The following is a 16,639-nucleotide window of genomic DNA, read 5'->3' on the forward strand; positions in this document are numbered from 1 at the left end:
GCAAGACTCGGTCGTAGGGAGAGCGAGGTACCACCTCGTATCTAAGCCGAAGTACCGCAAGAAACTGCTATAGATAAGTCGGCATCTGGGGCAGCTATTTCACGATCTCGCGCCGCAATTCAGAATGCCTTTGCGTGGAGGGCCTCGCGGGGGCAATCGGAATTGATCCGGCCATGCCGGGTAAGTCGTCATGCTGATTGAACGAACATGATGGTTGCTGATTGACAGATATGCTCGGCGCCTCCGACAATCTTGAGGCATCGGCTGATTGGCGCGCTCAAATGAACGCTACCTGGTACTTTCGACGTCTGCGTGCAATGGATCGGAATGAGATTTGCGCCCGGGTTAGAGATCGGGTCGCGCAGGAGTACTGGCGACGTCGTTTCTATGCACGCGGTGCCGTGCCGCGGCCAAACACAGTAGCTGACGAGCTGCAGTTCCGAGGAGGGCTCGATCGCTCGATAGCAGCGGAGGCGCCGGAGGCGCCGCGCGACGCCTTGATAATGGCCTCAGATGCACTTCTCGAAGGACGCTGGCCGACGTTTTCCGTCGAGCGGAAGGACGTGACACCAAACGTCGATTGGCATCTCGACCCGAAAAGCCAAGTGACACCTCCTCCCCGGAACGCATATGCATTCGACATTCGGATACATGGGGACGGAATTGGCTTCGAAACGAAGTATGTGTGGGAGCTGTCTCGGCATCACCACACGACCATGCTCGCGACGGCCTATTGGTTGACGGGTAGCGTTCCTTACGCCGAGGCCGCTGCTGGTCAGATTGAGTCGTGGCGGGCGGCCAACCTGTTTCTCAACGGCGTGCACTGGTCCAGCGGGATCGAGCTTGGGATGAGGCTGATCGCATTCGTCTGGACACGCAGACTGCTTGCGGATTGGGAATACGCGAAGTCCAATTTCGAGAATGACAAAGCCTTCGTCGAATGCGTCTACCAGCATCAATGGTTGCTGGTCCGGCGAATGAGCTCGGGGTCGTCAGCCAACAACCATTTGATCTACGAGGCTACCGGGCTTTATCTGGCGACGTGCAGTATGCCCTGGTTTTCGGAAAGCGCGGCTTGGCGCGCGAAGGCCCGGGCTATCCTGCTGAGGGAGTTCCGCAGTCAGACCTTCGAGAGCGGCATCAATCGTGAACTGGGCAGCGGCTACAACGCTTATGTCCTGGAAGCGCTCGTGCTTTGCTTGATCGAAGGGCAGTTGAGCGACGATCCTTGGCCGCCTGCCGCCTGGAATTTAGCTGCGGATATCCTTTTTCGACTGGCCGATTTTACGGATCATAGAGGTCGTCCTCCCCGACAGGGCGACAGCGACGACGCGCAAGGTCTTTTGTTGGACGCTCCAGGTTTCAGCCAATGGATCGACCTTCTGCAACTCGGTGCGGCGTGGTTCGGGCGCGCTGCCTGGTGGCCGTGTCTGAACGAGCGGCCGCTACGGTCGTGGTTATGGGATCGCATTGTGAAGCCACCGGGAGGGCTCACGGGCAAACTTCACCAGAGCAGAGATTCGCTCGCCCCCGATGCGGGGCTCGTGATCTTGCGCTCTGAGAGCAACACTTCGAATGAGATTTACTGTGTCTTTGACACCGGGCCGCTTGGCTACCTCTCGATTGCTGCCCACGGTCACGCAGATGCCCTGGCGATCGAGCTGCGCCGCGGTGGCCAGCCTATCTTGGTTGATCCTGGTACATTTAGTTACAATGCCTCCAAGGCCTGGAGAAAGTATTTCCGGTCGACTGCAGCGCACAACACGCTCGAGGTGTGCGGCGCCGATCAATCGGAAAGCGGTGGACCGTTCCTATGGACGAAGGCGGCCCAGGCGCTCCTACTTGAAGCGAGTGGTCTGGAGGAGATGCTGCCCGTCGCTGCTGCTGAAGGAAAACATGATGGCTACCAGCGACGTTTCGGAATCACTCACAGCCGGCGTGTTGAGCTCAACCGTGGATGCCGCGAGTTGAGTATCGATGATCAGATCTCCGGTGCTGGTGGTGTGCCGGTTCGACTGATGTTTCACCTGCATCCGGCCATCGGGTGCGCTCTCACCGGCAATACGGCTCAGCTTTCCTGGTCTGGCGAGAATGGACGAGAACAGGCCGAGATTCTCTTGCCCGAGCTGATGAACTGGCAGGCAGTTTCCGGGATGAAGGATCCCTTGCTCGGCTGGTACTCCCCTTCCTACGATGTCGTGGTACCAGCGATCACCCTTGTCGGGAATGCCAGAGTTGGCGAGGCTTGCAAGCTTCGAACCACAGTAAGATTTGGATTGTCGGCTATCGGCGACGGAGGGGGCGTGGTCGACGATCGCTAAGGTTGGAACTTCTTATGCTTGGCCTGATCTGACTGCGTCATAAATCGTGGGGCGTATGGACCTCGATTGAGATGCGGAAATCTGCTTGGCCTAACCAATCCGCTCGCGAGGCGCTTCCGTCGGGGCGGCCCCACGCTGCTCCGCGGTCACGTAGCGCGCCTGAACCGCCTCGATGATGCCGCTCATTCGAGCCCTAAAGCCTGAAGGACTGTAAACGCCGATCCTGGGGAGTGCAAAGTGGTTTACCTCGTGATCGTGCAATCGCCACTGTCGTGTCGTTACGGCAGTCTTAAAACCCACTTCGCTCGCCAAGCGCTCTTCACGGGGGCCGCACGAGCCATACGGATATGCAACGTGCCGAACGGGCAATTGAAGTAGATTTTCAAGATAACCGCGGTTATCGGCCAATTCGGATTGTGCCGACGACTCGTCAAGGGTCGCAAGCGCGACGTGTGATGTCGTATGTCCGCCGATTGACGCAAGCGGATGACGCGCAAGAATGCGGAGCTCGCGTTCGTCCAGGAAATATGCGTCATTCAATGCCGCCAGCGAAATCCCATTCTGCTTGAACGTCGGCGCGAGCATTGCACTACGCCGGTAGTCCTGGTGAACCCACTCAGTCACGTCGGTCAATGCCGATCGCTTGCTTCGCATGTCGAAACATTGGAACCGGCGGCCTAACGTGTCGATTGTCACCTCGTCTCTCGAGAGAAACAACTTGCGCAAACCCAACCACCACGTCTGCATGGATCGCGTAGGGGCGCCAGTGGGCACGTACACCGTGAATGGCGCATTATGCCGCTCCAGGATTGGAAGCGCTACCGAGACATTATCCCGGTAGCCGTCGTCGAAAGTCAGAACCGCATAACGGCGCGATTGATCATTCGTTGCCAGTTTCTCGAGACATTCATCGAGGCTGACGATTGACCATCCTTCTCGTTGCAGCCATTCGAGCGAATACTCAAAAAGGGAGACTGATGTTCCGGTCATCAACTCCGACTGACAATCCCGCTGTATCTCATGAAACAATATGATGACCGCTCTAGCAGCGAAGCGTGCGCGAAGGAAAGGCAGTTCTCCAACCTGACTCGCGCCGTAGTACAGGCAGTTTTTCAGAATGTGGTTCATGTCGGCTCTCCACATCCGCAGGGGCAGCGCTGCCTTATCGCGGGACTGCTGTCGCGTGCCGGGCCCGGTCGGATCCTCTGGGCGCAAGGCGACTTCCCTTGAGGTTCGCCAGTGAGCCATAATGGAGTGTGCTCCGTCACCCTAAGCAAGTGTAGGCTATGAGTTTGAGAATAAGACACGTCGAGCGAGTTCATCGAGGGCTGAGTGGTTGCCCATTGTGAGTACTCCGGAAGATGACCGCGGCACGCCCGCTCGCCTAGGCCCGCCGATCAATGCTATGAGACCACCGATCCGGTAGGCGTCACCTGCCAGGCGTGGCGAACGTCTTGGTCCGTTCGGAAAGAGAAGTGCGGTCGGAAGAATTCGCTGTTCTGTCCGACGCTCCGCGCCACACGTCTACAAGCTTATCGACGTAAGCACTGATCTCAAATCGGACAGCATGCTGGGCCCGTGCTTGCTCCCCAAGGCGGGCACGAAGAGCGGGATCCATTAGAAGCCGCTCCAACGCCAAGGCCAGAGCCGGAGCATTCTTCACGGGTACCAAAAGACCCGTCCTTTCGTGCTCCACAATCTCTGGCACGGCTCCGACTGGGGTGCAAACGACCGCCAATCCATGAGCGAAAGCTTCTACCACGCACATCGGTAGGTTCTCGACCAAAGAGGGCAAGACAAGAATATCAGCCGCCTGCAGTTCAGCCGTTACACCGTCGTCGTCGAGCCATCCGGGTACCTTCACGCGTTCGGCGAGCCCAAGTCGTTCGACCAAGATATGTGTCTCCGCTATTGCTCCGTCACCCGCAAGCGTCGCGCGCCAGTCATTGCGATGCCGAATCATCTCGAACGAATCGAGGAGATCTCCAATTCCTTTGGCCGGACTAAGACGGCCAAGAAACAAGATCGTGACCGGACCATCGGCGTGACGATGCTGTCGCTGCGTTCTGGTCGCATTGGGCATAACGACGATGCGGTCTGCCAAGTCAGGCAATTTCGAAACGACGAGCTCCGACCATACCCGACCAAGAACGACCACGAAGCTGGCTCTAGCAAAGAGGGTTTCTATCCGACGGCGCGTAAGTCCATTGCACGAGTCCCAGAAGGTGCCGAATTCACCTGAATGTAGATGGATGATGTATGGAATGCGCAACGCGGACGCGACGGAAGCTACGGCAAACTTCCTGTATGCGCTTGCATTTGCGGCGACGTTTATATGAATGACATCGATCCCCCGCCACGCTTGCATCCAAATGATTCTAAGAAGAGCCCAAACCAGCACGACCGGCGACAAATATATGTTCGCTCCGCGACTCATCACGAACTGTAGATCAACATCGTCACGCGGATGCTCGCGAAGATCGCGTCTAATGGCATCCATCATGCGATCGATTCCACCTTGCCCATCTTCGCCGAGGGGCGTGACCACCACAACGTTGAGCCGCGCCGCAGATTGCCTGTGAAGTCTATTGAACATCTGTCGCTGAACAACCTCCGTCGGCCTGTCAAACGTCCATCAGTTTAAAATCGCATCAGTCTGCGGTAGCTCAACTTCTCAAAATGAAAGCAGCGGAGATTCGAACTTCTTGGATGCGTATGATTCGAAGGAATAGCCGATACGTCCGCCCAACCGTCGACCTGTTCGATGGGGAATACCTCGGGATTCCAATCCTTCACGACGGGATCATGGCAGCGGATTTCGTATTTTTTCGAGAGAAGCTTCACACCCCGAGCATATTCTTTTGAACCGGTCCGCGGCTCGACCCTTTCGGATTACCCATTCTCGATCACAGGGGAAAACGAGGCCGGCCGGTAGGGGAATGGTATAGACGCCCTTACCGTGATTTCGTACAGGACGTAAGCCACATTGGGTTACAAACAAACCGCCAGGGCTAGTGAAGCGAAACGAAATTCAATGAAGAACCGGCTCGTCTGCCTTAAGTTGTCAGTTTTTGCTCTCCTGGGCAGGCACGGGGCTAAAAGGGTCGATCATATGACGAACGAGTCGCGCGGCGCCATTCAAATAATGGCTTCGCTAACGTCATTTGCACCCCGGGGCGCTTCGATTAATCGTCGAACCCGGTGATATCGAGGGACGCGAGATCCAGATTTGAGACGCCGTGCGGGATAAAATGGGAAGGCTTTTACATCGAACGCGGTTAGACATCGAAGTTGGCGTTGAATTCCTCGTTTCGACGAGTATTGAATCAGTCCAACCGGGAGAGCGCTGACATGCGAATATTGCACCTCACCGAATCCTTAGGCCCGGGAGGGAAAGAACGACAAATAGTCGAACTGTTGAGGGGACTTTCCCCTAACCCTGACATAGAGTCATTCGTCGCGGTTACGGACGAGGAGTTATCTGTCAAGGCGTATGGTGAGCGCTACGATGTTGACCGCGAACACGCACGAGTTATTCCGCTCAATCGGAGAGGCAAGATAGATTTTCGCCTTTTCAAGAGTTTGTACGAGCTGGTGTCCAATTCGAAAATAGATATTATCCACTCTTGGAGCTCGATGTGTTCCATCTATGCAGCGCCGGTTGCGAAGCTATGCGGCACGCCCTTCATCAATGGCTTCGTGCGAGACGCGCCGCCACATATGACTCGGTGGAACAAGATCTACTTAAGAGGCAAGTTGACCATCCCATTTTCAGACATTGTCGTCGCCAATTCGCGCGCGGGACTGGCTGCCTACCGTATTCCCGAGCGCAAAGGCCTGTGGATCCACAATGGGTTCAATCCTGCAAGAGTTCTTAACTTAACGGACGAGGCAGAGCTTCGCAGCATGTTGGGAATCACGACCCCCCACATTGTCGGGATGGTTGCTAACTTCGCGCCCAGAAAGGACTACGCAACCTTTGTCGAAATGGTATGCCGCATTTGCCATCTTAGGGACGATGTGACTTTTCTGACTGTCGGTACGGGTGAAATGTTGTCGCAGGTGCGCGATAGTATCCCACCAGAACATTCGCCGCGCATAAAGTTTCTGGGGCGCCGGAACGATGTAGAAAGCATTGCTAATCTCTTCACTGTGGGAGTTCTCGCTACCAACAGCCGTCTACACGGGGAGGGTATTTCCAACGCAATAACGGAATGCATGGCACTGGGTAAGCCGGTTGTAGCAACAAACGATGGGGGCACTCCTGAATTGGTCTTGGAAGGACAGACAGGATTCCTTGTGCCGAGCCATGACGCTGGAATGTTGTCCGATCGTGTGCTCAGACTCCTCGATGATCGTAAGCTTGCGCACGAATTCGGCAGGGAAGGGCGTCGACGTATTGAAACAGTATTTTCGCTCGATGCGATGACTAACGCGTATCTCTGCCTCTATCGGAAAGTTGCGGATAGGAGGGGACGCGCGACTTTGAGTGAGGATTATCGGTAGAGCTACAAATGCTGGCGTGGAGGTCTGCTATGGTCAGGATCGGATGAGGGGGGCGGATCGAAATACGAAGTGATAGCGGCAAGCACCATCAGAAAAGCACCGCACTTTAGGTACCCTTTTTGATGATTTCAGCCCAGCAAGACTGGCGTTTATCGCGATGCTCGAAAAGTAGTTCTATTAATCATGCGAGGCGCCTTTTGAGATTAGAGCCGGCCCCACCAAACTGAACGGTGCGATAAGTGGAATTTCTGCCTGACGGCGGGCTAAATTGGCCCGCGAATCAGGAGAGACGATGAGCAGACGAGCACGCCGGAACCACACACCGGCTTTCAAGGCGAACTGGCCGCCGTCCGAATTCGAGCCTTGACGGCGCGACGCCCGATCAAGCTTACTTCACCACGCTGCCTCTCCGCTTGGCAGCCTAATCTCGGCAGAGGCTCGACTTTTCGAGTCTCCGTGAAGAACGCGGGCGACCGCTGATTTAAGCGATCTTTTGAGCCGGACAGTTTCTGCGAAGTTCCGGATGATGGCACGCAAGATTTCTGCGAGCCACCGCAGGAGCAGGCCGAAGTTGTAGCCGGCTGCGGCGAGGACGCGTTGATGCGGCCGCCATCGCGGCCTTTGAGATAGTTTCGGTCCATGCGGTGCTCGGCCTTGACGTGGCCGATGACGGGCTCGACAGCCGCACGACGTCGCGGCTTCCATGTGTCGGACAATGCGTTGACGGCGGCCTCAAGTGCCTTCCGGTCGACGACGTTGGGATCGAATCGCTCCGGGCCCCAGAGGCGCATGTGTTCGTGCGCCGGATGGGCGGGGTCGCTGATGGCATCGAGGTATTCGGCATAGCCTGGCGCACCGCCGACATCTTCCGGAGGACAGCGACCGGCGGCCTCGAGCAAGAAGGGAAGTCCCTCCGTCGTGGTGTTCTCGAACCATTTTTCGAGCTTGATCACATGGTCCCAGCTGTCGCCGAAGTCATAGAGATAATGGATCGTCTTCGCACCGGTCTCGCGAACGATATCGCAAAGCCGCGCTTTGCTAGCATCCATGGGCTGGTGGCCGTAATCATTGTCGGGGTCGGGAATCCCCCAATGGACCTCACCAGCGAAGAACTCGAAGAGGTGGCTGCTTGTCCAGCCAAATGCCGCCTGAAGCGTCAGATGCAGCCGATCAAGACGCAGGGTGACGGGTACGACAAGGCGACGCATCACCTCCGGCTTCAGGTCCTTGAGGGTCACCTTGATCCGGACCGCGGTCGTCTTGAGGCTCATGCTGCCAGCCTCGGATCGTACGCATGCATCGCGTAAGTCGATGCCCATGGAAGCAGTTCGTCCAGTCGCGCCGCAGGCCAGCCATTGACGAGCTTGGCGAGAACGTCGGAGAGCCAGTGCTCGGCGCTGACGCTATTGAGCTTACAGGTCTCGATTAACGAAGCTAGTACTGCCCAACTCTCGGCCCCCTCGTCGCAACCGGCAAAAAAGGAGTTCTTGGCGTTGAGCTTGATCGGCCGCATCGCACGCTCAACAGCATTCGTGTCCATCTCGATGCGTCCGTCGTCAAGGTAGAGCGTCAGACCGTCCCAGTGACGCAGCGCATAACGCAAAGTCTTCGCCGTGTCGCTCTTCTGTGCAAGGTGATCAAGCGTTGCCTCAAACCACTGCTTCAAGGCTGCAGCCAGAGGCTGGGCATGCGCTTGTCGACCCGCGCGGCGCTCGGCATCCGATCGGCCTCGGAGGGCTTTCTCGACCGCGTAGAGCTGGGCGATGCGCTCAAGGGCCTCGCGGGCAACCGGAGCTGACGCAGGCGCCGCCTCGCGCTCGATCTTCACAAACTGGCGCCGCAGATGCGACCAGCAGAAGGCGAGCGTCCCGGACAGGGCGTCCGCACGCGTCTCTCGGGTCATGGTCTTGTAAGCCTGATAGCCGTCGCAGTGGATGATGCCGCGATAGCCCTCAAGCAACCGCAAGCCATGGACGGCCCCACGGCCCGGTGCATAGGCATAGACCACTCCAGGCGGATCAGGCCCGGCCCAGGGCCGGTCATCCCGCGACAGCGCCCAGAAGTAGCCGGTTTTCGTCCTGCCGCGACCCGGATCCAACACAGGCGCCGGCGTCTCATCGACACAGAGCTTCGAGGAGGCGAGCAGAAGCTGGCGCAGCCGATGCCACAAGGGCTTCAATTCCTGGGCGGCATACCCGACCCAGAAGGCGAGCGTGGAACGGTCGAGCGCTATTCCATGCGTCGCCAGCATCTGCGCCTGGCGGTAAAGCGGCAAATGCCAATGATACTTGGCATCGATCACATGCGCGACCAGCCGCTCGGTGGGCAATCCTCCCCTGATCAATCGCTCGGGAGCCGCGTGCTGCAGGACGACGCCATGACAGGCGCGGCAGGCCAGCTTGGGACGGCGGGTGACGATGACGCGATATTGCGCCGGAACGACGTCGAGCCTCTGACTCTCATTCCGACCAATCTCGAAGAGGTCGCCCTTACAAGACGGGCAACAAGTCTCCGCCGGCATCAGGGTTTCGACGATGCGCGGCAAATGCTCCGGCAGCTGACCACGATTGGTCCTGCGCGCGACAGTTCTCTTCTCGTAAACTCTGGGATTGGCGCGATCTTCGGCGGCTTCGAGAGCCGCGACAGCCTCTTCGATGTCCTCCAGAACAAGCTGTAGCTGATCAGCGTCCAGCTTTTCCGAGGATCGACCCCCCGCGGGTCACTTCAAATTCCTCCGGGTGTGGTCAGTCAAATTCCTCCACCCGCGAGGCAGGACAAGGGACTGTTAGTTTGAGTTTGTTTCCCGGGCAAGAGCTTCAGCGGCTTCTTTGAGCCGATAGCTGCGTCCGTCGAACTCAAGCAGATGGCAATGATGCATAAGGCGATCGAGGATCGTCGTGCTCATAGTGTTGTCCCCAAGGTATGCCCCCCAATCCTGCACGACGCGATTGGAGGTGACGATGACGCTGCGGCGCAGTTTGTAACGCTGATGGATCAGGGTCTGCAGCAAAGTGCCGGCGTCGTCGGGGATGGCGCGTGCGAGGAATAGATCGTCCAGCACGAGGAGATCGCAGTCGATGATGGTTCGCAGCCGGACCTCGCGTTGTGCCGGAGAGTTCAGGGCGTAGCGGTGAAAGAAGTCGTCGGTCTCAAGATACTGGACCTTGTGGCTTTGCAGGATCGCCTGATAGGCAATCGCCTTGGCGATGTGCGACTTCCCGGTGCCAGGTTTGCCAACAAGCAGAGCGTTCTCGCCAGCGGCAATGAACGCCAGGGTGTGGAGCTGGAAGCAGGTCTGACGTGGCAGTTTGGGATTGAAGGACCAGTCGAACTCGGCGAGCGTCAGCTTTTCGTCGAGCCCGGATTGCTGGTATCGCCGCTCGATAAGACGGGACTGACGACGGTCCAGTTCATCCTGCAGGATAAGGGAGAAGGTCTCGAGGAAGGGCTGGTTGGCGCCCTGCGCCTGGAGCACGCGCGTCTGCAGCGTGTCGCGGACACCCGACAGGCGCAGCTGTCGTAGGCAACGCTCAATTTCCGGCATGGTCATCATGTGGCTAGGTCTCCAGTTTAAGGTGAGAAGGTGCAGCGGGAGCGCTCGTGGCGCCGGAGTTGGCCGGGGTTGCGCAGGCGACACGAGCGCGGATTGCCGTGGCGTGATCGTCGTGAGCCTCGGCCTGCCGACCATTGTCGTCGGCGTCGCGCCGCACAGCGCGGCTGAAGAGGTCGCCGTATTCCGCGGGGGTACGGATCAGCGGATGATCCTGGGTGAGCGGCGATGCCGGCTGTGGCGTCACTCCAACCTGCTCGATCGCCTGTTCGAACAACCGCTCGACGGTCGCACGCACGTGCTTGTAGCGGTAGATGCGGTTGTCGATGGCGTGCGCGCAGGCCTGCTCGACCAGCCGCGCCGGATACTTCCGGCCCAGCCCGACAATGCCCCACATCGCGCGCTGTCCGGGGCGCCCTTCGGTGTCGAACACCTGCTGGCACAAGGCCCTGGTCTGCGGTCCGATGCGCTCGGCGCTCGCCAGCAGCACGGCGGTTTGCCGCGACGGGTTGAACGGCCGTTCGCTGGTCGGCAGGACGACAGAACCGGGGTGCGCCATCCGGGAATGAACACGCAGCAGCGCACGGGTGTGGCGATCACGGATCTCGATCGTGGTGGTGTAGATGCGCACGACGACCTGGCTGCCGATCGGCGCGGGCCGCGCGGCGTAATAGCTGTTGTCGACGCGTACGGTGGTGTCGTCGCAGACAGTCCGGACGACTTCGGTGAAGATGCGGAAGGGAGCGACAGGCAGCGGCCGCAGGTGCGGCTTCTCTTCCTGGAACATCGCCTCGACCTGACGGCGCGTGCTGCCGTGGATGCGTTTGGAAGCCCAGTTCTCCTCCCAGTGCCTCAAGAACTCGTTTTGCGCCTCCAGCGTCTCGAAGCGCCGTCCGGCCAGCGCAGTGCCCTGGGTATGTTGAATCGCATTCTCGACGCATCCTTTCCGATTTGGATCGGCCACGCGCGCGGGATCGGCGACCACGGCGTAATGAGCCAGCATCGCGCTGTAAATCGGGTTGAGCTGGGGCTCGTACAAATCCGGCTTGAGGACGCCTTCCTTCAGGTTGTCGAGCACGACATAGCTGGGGACCCCGCCAAAATACCGGAACGCCTCTTCGTGGAGCTGCGCCCAGACTTGTTGGCTGGACTTCCAGACTACCCGCCGGAAGCTGCGCCGCGAGTAGCGTAGCGTCATCACGAACAGGCGGGGACGACGGTACCGCCCGCTCTTCGGATCAACCGTCGGCGCGCCCTCGCCATAGTCGACCTGAGCTTCCTCGCCGGGGAGGAACTCAAGACGATCAAACTGCTCAGGATCAGCGTGCCGCAACCGGCGCACAAACCGCTTGACACTCTGGTAGCTGGACGGAAAGCTAAATTGATCAACCAGGTCCTGGTAAATCGCCTGCGCGTTCCGCTTCAGCCGGACCTGTTCTTCGATCCACGTCCGATGCGCTTCGCAAGCCGAACGGGCCAGGCTGCTGGTGACCGTCGCTTCCGATGTCCCAAAAGCCGGTGGTCGGGGTGGAGGAATTTGGCCGTCCGCGCTCACCGAGCCGGTGGTCACTTCCCCGGGGGAATTTGCCTCCGCACCGGCCCGCAGCGCCTGATAACGCCGGATCGTCTTGCGATCGACACCCGTCAGCCGGTGAATCTCGCGCTGGCTGGTGTTGCGATCAAGTAATGTAAGTACGGTGCTTTGCAGATGTCGCTTCAAGACGTTCAACTCCCCGGCCCCTTGCTGGCTAAAGGGGTCGAACATAAACGTCCTGCCTGACCGGCTACTGCTGTTCAGCGGCGCTGACGGTGATCATCAGGTGGGGGAGTTTCAAGTGACCATACCCGGGGGATTTTGACCGACCCACGGGGGACCGAACTGCGCATCTTTCGCAAGCTTGAGCAACCGCTCGAGTCTGGCGCAGCGATCCAGCAGAGCCGCGGCAAAGGCACGCAACTCGGCTGGATCGCTCGGCAGCTCATCAGGCAAATCACTCATCGGCCCGAGTCTGCCATGCTTCGCGCCCCGATGCAGCGAAGATTTGTATCTTTACGCAAGTGCTTTCGGCTGCGGGATTCGAGGCGCGTGCATGCGCGTCCAATCCATGCCGGCCAGAAGCGCGGACAGCTGGGCCGCATTCATCCGCATCACGCCGGCCACGATGGGAGGCCATTTGAAGCCGCTGCCATCGAGCCGCTTCCAATACATCACAAGGCCGCTGCCATCCCAGACGACAATCTTCACCCGATCGGCGCGCTTCGCACGGAAGACCACCGCCACGCCCTTCATCGGGTCGTGGCCCAGCGTCTCCTTCGCCAAGAGCGCCAAGCCCTCCGCACCCTTCCTGAAGTCAACAGGTTGGGTCGCAACGTAGACCGTGAGGCTCGCGGGCAGTGTCAGCATGAACGTGTCCGTCGGAGCGCAATGAACACATCACTCAACACAGCAAGGCCAGGCGCCCCCCGCACCTCAACGCGTGCCCCCTGGAACTCAACCGTCACAACGGCTGCTTCCGGCGACCCGGTGGGCTCCGTGGCCGCCGGTAACGCTGATTCCGACACCACCGGCACGAATGACAGTGTGTCCGCCGAAGCCGGCAGTACCAACTGGCCCAACCGCGCCCGACGCCGCCAGTCATGCACTTGCTGGGGCCGGCAGCCATGGCGACGGGCGACATCTGTGACAACCGCGTCCGGCTCGAGGCTTTCCGCAGCAATCTGCGCCTTCAAATCGTCCGGCCAGCGCTTGCGACCTGCGCCAGCATACACCTCGATACGCGGTGACAACGGTCGTCTTATGTCGTCCGAATGGTCGTCCATTGTGAGCACCCTTGCAGAAGATGACTCTTCTAACGGTGCTCTCACGATCGCGTATGAAAATTCTCAAGGGCCTCAACGCAACGCTTACGATTGTTGTGCATGTGCTTCAGGATGAACAGGCCGGCGAGAAGCCGCGTCGGCGGGCCAGGCTGCCCCGGACCGGTTTGGCACACCGAACCAAGGCGGTCACCCAGAAACTGCCAGTCGATCAGCGCCGCCAACCGCACTAGCGGGTGGCCCATATCGACGATTTGATCAAGAGAGCTGGCCCCGCAAATTCGGACAGTAGCTTGAGTGGATTTTCTGCCTGACAGCGGCGAGGATTCTTGCTGCGAATCAGGAGCGAAGATGACGAAGAAGAGCCGCCGGACGCATTCTCCGGCATTCAAGGCGAAGGTTGCTTTGGCTGCGGTCAAAGGCGACAAGACACTGGCGGAGCTGGCGCAGCTGTTTGATGTTCATCCGAACCAGATCACGATCTGGAAAAACCAGCTCCTGGAAGGCGCCGCCGGCGTGTTTGGGCATGACAAGACATCGGCCGAGACGCCGGTCGATTTGAAGGCGTTACATGCCAAGATCGGCGAGCTGGCGTTGGAAAACGATTTTTTGTCCGGCGCGCTCACCAAGGCGGGCCTGCTGAGCGCAAAGCGATGATCGACCGCGATCATGATCTTTCTATCGTGCGCCAGGCGAAGGTCCTGAAGCTGGCTCGCAGCACGGTCTACTATGAACCTCGGCCAGTTTCGGCCGAGGACCTTGCCTTGATGCGTCGGCTCGATGAGCTGCATCTCGATTATCCCTTCGCGGGAGCGCGTATGCTGCGATCGTTGCTGCGGCGGGAGGGCGTATACGCCGGTCGCCGCCACATCGCGACGCTGATGAAGCGCATGCGGATCGAGGCGGTCTATCGTCGCCCGAACACGAGCAAGCCGGCTCCGGGTCACAAGATCTACCCGTACCTGTTGCGCGGATTGAAGATCGAGCGGCCCGACCATGCGTGGGCAATGGACATCACCTACATTCCGATGCGGCGTGGCTTCGTCTATCTCGCGGCGGTCGTCGATGTGTTCAGCCGACGGGTCCTGGCCCATCGCGTCTCGACCACAATGGAGGCGGCCTTCTGCGTCGAAGCGGTCCAGGAGGCGTTGGCGAAGCACGGCAGGCCCGAGATTTTCAACACGGATCAGGGCAGCCAGTTCACCAGCCTCGAGTTCACCGATGTGCTGCTGGACGCGAAGATCGCCATCAGCATGGACGGCAAGGGCGCCTGGCGCGACAACGTGTTTGTCGAGCGGCTCTGGCGCACGGTCAAATACGAAGAAGTTTATCTCCGCGCCTACGACAGCGTGTCCGAGGCGCGAGCGTCAATTGCCAAGTATCTGGCCTTCTACAATCAGGGACGCCCTCACTCGAGCCTTGACGGGCGCACGCCCGACGAGGCTTACTTCGGCACGCAAGCTATGGTGATGGCCGCATGACCGTCGCCGACGGTTTTGTCGTCGCTCTGGTCGGGCTACGCCCTCCCGACGCAACGACAAAACCGTAAAGCCCCGCGTTCAGCATAACCCGGCAGGAATCCACTTAAATCCAGCGGGGCGCTGTCCAAACAACCGGGGCCAGCTCTCAAGGGCCGGAAGCAACAGGGAAAGCACGGCCAAAATCGAACACTTTATCGAGACAACTTCTGCCTATCCGTCAGGCCGATCTGATTCTTCACGGACGACTATCGATGCGGAAAATCCGTTCAGACAACCGGGCCCAGCTCAATCCGCTTTGTACCGATTCGCTGTAAACGGTGTGCCGCGGTCGCCTTTCGGATGAGGTGGTGGTCAGGAGCGCAAAGCGTTCAATGGCAACAATGCAGCAGCGGTGGTCCGAACACTCAGAAAGCAATCACCTGGGATCAAAGCAGCTGCAGATCTCATGATCGTTTGTTCGATGCTTTATTAGCCAATGCGGATAGATCCCCATTCCCTTCGTATCTCAGCAAACGTTCGACGATACCCCGTCGCGAGTGAAATAGTAACGTAAAGCACCAAGACCGCGGCGGGCCCGCCTATCGCAGCAACTGGAATCGATGGGTTCAGCAGGTCGACCGAAAAGCGTACCGCGACTGCGCAAGCTGCCGATACGCTCAAGAGTTTTCCAAGATTTGTCCAATCCTGCAATCTTGCGATAGGAACGCTCATTACGTTTGAAAGTCTTGTCAGAAAAAGCGCGTAGACCACGAAAGTAGCCAATACCGACCCTATAGCCGCACCCGGCAAACCATAATACCAGACGCCTATTAGACTTGAAATTACGGCAAAGGGGAAAATTGAGGCTTCATAACGCAGATTAGACGAACCTTGTCCGAACACATTCAGCAGGGTGGTAATTTCAGTCGAAATCAACGTCTGAACCAGATAAATACGCAACACCGGCGAGCCACTCACGTACTCCTTCGTAAACAGGAATTGGATGATTTCATCGGAAAAGGCGAACAACGCCGCAATAGCGGGGAACATGATCGCGCTGATGATTAGGTTGCCCTGATTATTTAGGCGCAACAGCTCTTCATGGCGACCAAGTGAATGGAGGTGGCTCATTCTGGGCAAGAGCAAATTCCCCAGTACGCCTCTCAAGACTTCAAAGGGCATGAGGAGCGTAGTTGCAATCGAAAAAATGCCGAACACCCCTGGTGAAAACACCGTCGCGACAATCCATTGCTCGGTCTGTTTCCGCATGTTGAACAGCAAAGTGGCCACGCCAAATGGAATACCGTACCGAAGCTGTTCGCGAAATTGCTGCTTGTCTAAAGGTAATAATCGAGCGCCGCAATAGCGTGCAATGAAATAGGCCAAAAGGCCAAGCCGCATGAAAGCAGCTATTAGCGTTGCAACAAGCACGTCTTCAAGCCGCTGAAAAAAAACTGCTGCAGAAATTGTGAGCGCGGCTCTTACAATAGATGTAGCCAGGATAGCTTGTGCTTGCCAGCGGATCTGGCCTGTTGCGTTGGGCAGCACGTCGAGTAATAAGCCCAAGTTCCAGGCAAATAGGAAGACCGCGAGCAAAAGCTCATGGTCACTCAGTAGCTCTTTCATGCCCGCGGGGAGGGCATCACCAGCGACAAAGATCAGAAGCACAGCAATCATCGTTGTGGCAACCAAGAACAGCACTGTCTGCCCAACATAAAGTCGGCGTCCCTCTGAATCCAGGCGGACAAAGAAGAAGAGCAAGCTGCGAGGCAAACCCAAGGGGAAGACCATGGCAGCTGTAGTTACAAGTAGCCAGAACAGTCGATATTCGCCGAAGGCCGTGACGCCGATGGTTCGCACTAGAACGATCGGCGTCAACAGCGTGATGACCTGCTCGACATAGCGTGCAACAGAGAGCTCGATGCCTTGATATAATATTGACGCCATGCGTCAGCGACCTTGATCTTGATTTCGACCGACTTAGC

At 58.3% G+C, this 16,639-nt stretch carries 10 protein-coding genes and 4 pseudogenes; 3 read left to right on the top strand and 11 right to left on the bottom strand.

Annotated elements, in window-relative coordinates:
• The first annotated feature begins 230 nt into the window (after positions 1–230).
• Complete coding sequence (locus ACFLEY_RS12080; protein ID WP_249163125.1) at positions 231–2,321, top strand: alginate lyase family protein; 2,091 nt, start codon at positions 231–233, stop codon at positions 2,319–2,321.
• A gap of 90 nt (positions 2,322–2,411) precedes the next feature.
• Here the strand turns inward: ACFLEY_RS12080 and ACFLEY_RS12085 are convergent, their stop codons facing one another.
• Together ACFLEY_RS12085 and ACFLEY_RS12090 are read right to left on the bottom strand one after the other, a co-directional pair.
• The gene (locus ACFLEY_RS12085) at positions 2,412–3,449 is read right to left on the bottom strand and encodes a polysaccharide deacetylase family protein (protein WP_249163121.1); all 1,038 of its coding nucleotides are present in this window, start codon (positions 3,447–3,449) and stop codon (positions 2,412–2,414) included.
• A gap of 301 nt (positions 3,450–3,750) precedes the next feature.
• Positions 3,751–4,917 carry a glycosyltransferase family 4 protein gene (locus ACFLEY_RS12090; RefSeq protein ID WP_211433915.1) on the bottom strand — a complete coding sequence of 389 codons (1,167 nt, stop codon included), beginning with the start codon at positions 4,915–4,917 and terminating at the stop codon, positions 3,751–3,753.
• 755 nt (positions 4,918–5,672) lie between these two features.
• Between ACFLEY_RS12090 and ACFLEY_RS12095 the strand changes: the two genes are divergently transcribed.
• On the top strand, positions 5,673–6,827 hold the full coding sequence (locus tag ACFLEY_RS12095; protein ID WP_396604649.1) for a glycosyltransferase: 1,155 nt from the start codon (positions 5,673–5,675) through the stop codon (positions 6,825–6,827).
• Between the two features lie 528 nt (positions 6,828–7,355).
• On the opposite strand, the pseudogene ACFLEY_RS12100 reads toward ACFLEY_RS12095, so the two are convergent.
• The 8 genes and pseudogenes from ACFLEY_RS12100 to ACFLEY_RS12135 form a co-directional block, all read right to left on the bottom strand.
• Positions 7,356–7,522: pseudogene (locus ACFLEY_RS12100) on the bottom strand (IS5/IS1182 family transposase); the annotation flags it as partial.
• A 105-nt stretch (positions 7,523–7,627) separates the two neighbouring features.
• A pseudogene (locus tag ACFLEY_RS12105) lies at positions 7,628–8,146 on the bottom strand (plasmid pRiA4b ORF-3 family protein); the annotation flags it as partial.
• Positions 8,095–9,537, bottom strand: a pseudogene (gene tnpC, locus ACFLEY_RS12110) (IS66 family transposase); the annotation flags it as partial. The pseudogenes tnpC and ACFLEY_RS12105, both read right to left, overlap by 52 nt.
• 75 nt (positions 9,538–9,612) lie before the next feature.
• Positions 9,613–10,380, bottom strand: coding sequence for an IS21-like element IS1631 family helper ATPase IstB (gene istB, locus ACFLEY_RS12115; protein WP_038952109.1), 768 nt, complete (start codon positions 10,378–10,380; stop codon positions 9,613–9,615).
• A 4-nt stretch (positions 10,381–10,384) separates the two neighbouring features.
• Entirely contained in the window at positions 10,385–12,142 is a 1,758-nt protein-coding gene (gene istA / locus ACFLEY_RS12120) for an IS21-like element IS1631 family transposase (protein ID WP_129557431.1), read from the bottom strand.
• Positions 12,143–12,427: 285 nt separating this feature from the next.
• Entirely contained in the window at positions 12,428–12,781 is a 354-nt protein-coding gene (gene tnpB, locus ACFLEY_RS12125; protein ID WP_211434514.1) for an IS66 family insertion sequence element accessory protein TnpB, read from the bottom strand.
• Positions 12,775–13,197 carry an IS66-like element accessory protein TnpA gene (gene tnpA / locus ACFLEY_RS12130; protein WP_396604650.1) on the bottom strand — a complete coding sequence of 141 codons (423 nt, stop codon included), beginning with the start codon at positions 13,195–13,197 and terminating at the stop codon, positions 12,775–12,777. Before tnpA ends, tnpB begins: the two co-directional genes overlap by 7 nt.
• Before the next feature lie 59 nt (positions 13,198–13,256).
• Positions 13,257–13,511: pseudogene (locus ACFLEY_RS12135) on the bottom strand (hypothetical protein); the annotation flags it as partial.
• A 34-nt stretch (positions 13,512–13,545) separates the two neighbouring features.
• Here ACFLEY_RS12135 and ACFLEY_RS12140 point away from each other — a divergent pair.
• A protein-coding gene (locus ACFLEY_RS12140; RefSeq protein ID WP_396604651.1) for an IS3-like element ISRj2 family transposase occupies positions 13,546–14,675 on the top strand; the annotation gives its coding sequence in 2 pieces (ribosomal slippage) (positions 13,546–13,798 and positions 13,798–14,675; 1,131 coding nt in all).
• A 468-nt stretch (positions 14,676–15,143) separates the two neighbouring features.
• Here ACFLEY_RS12140 and ACFLEY_RS12145 read toward each other — a convergent pair.
• Positions 15,144–16,601 carry an oligosaccharide flippase family protein gene (locus ACFLEY_RS12145; RefSeq protein ID WP_211434513.1) on the bottom strand — a complete coding sequence of 486 codons (1,458 nt, stop codon included), beginning with the start codon at positions 16,599–16,601 and terminating at the stop codon, positions 15,144–15,146.
• Positions 16,602–16,639: the final 38 nt, after the last annotated feature.

Source organism: Bradyrhizobium sp. YCK136, assembly GCF_044570075.1.
Taxonomy (GTDB): Bacteria; Pseudomonadota; Alphaproteobacteria; order Rhizobiales; family Xanthobacteraceae; genus Bradyrhizobium; species Bradyrhizobium diazoefficiens.

Coding starts and splice junctions, on each gene's coding strand:
- tnpB (WP_211434514.1), bottom strand. CDS start 12,781: ATGCTGACACTGCCCGCGAGCCTCACGGTCTACGTTGCGACCCAACCT.
- ACFLEY_RS12080 (WP_249163125.1), top strand. CDS start 231: ATGCTCGGCGCCTCCGACAATCTTGAGGCATCGGCTGATTGGCGCGCT.
- ACFLEY_RS12095 (WP_396604649.1), top strand. CDS start 5,673: ATGCGAATATTGCACCTCACCGAATCCTTAGGCCCGGGAGGGAAAGAA.
- tnpA (WP_396604650.1), bottom strand. CDS start 13,197: ATGGACGACCATTCGGACGACATAAGACGACCGTTGTCACCGCGTATC.
- ACFLEY_RS12090 (WP_211433915.1), bottom strand. CDS start 4,917: ATGTTCAATAGACTTCACAGGCAATCTGCGGCGCGGCTCAACGTTGTG.
- istB (WP_038952109.1), bottom strand. CDS start 10,380: ATGATGACCATGCCGGAAATTGAGCGTTGCCTACGACAGCTGCGCCTG.
- ACFLEY_RS12085 (WP_249163121.1), bottom strand. CDS start 3,449: ATGAACCACATTCTGAAAAACTGCCTGTACTACGGCGCGAGTCAGGTT.
- ACFLEY_RS12145 (WP_211434513.1), bottom strand. CDS start 16,601: ATGGCGTCAATATTATATCAAGGCATCGAGCTCTCTGTTGCACGCTAT.
- istA (WP_129557431.1), bottom strand. CDS start 12,142: ATGTTCGACCCCTTTAGCCAGCAAGGGGCCGGGGAGTTGAACGTCTTG.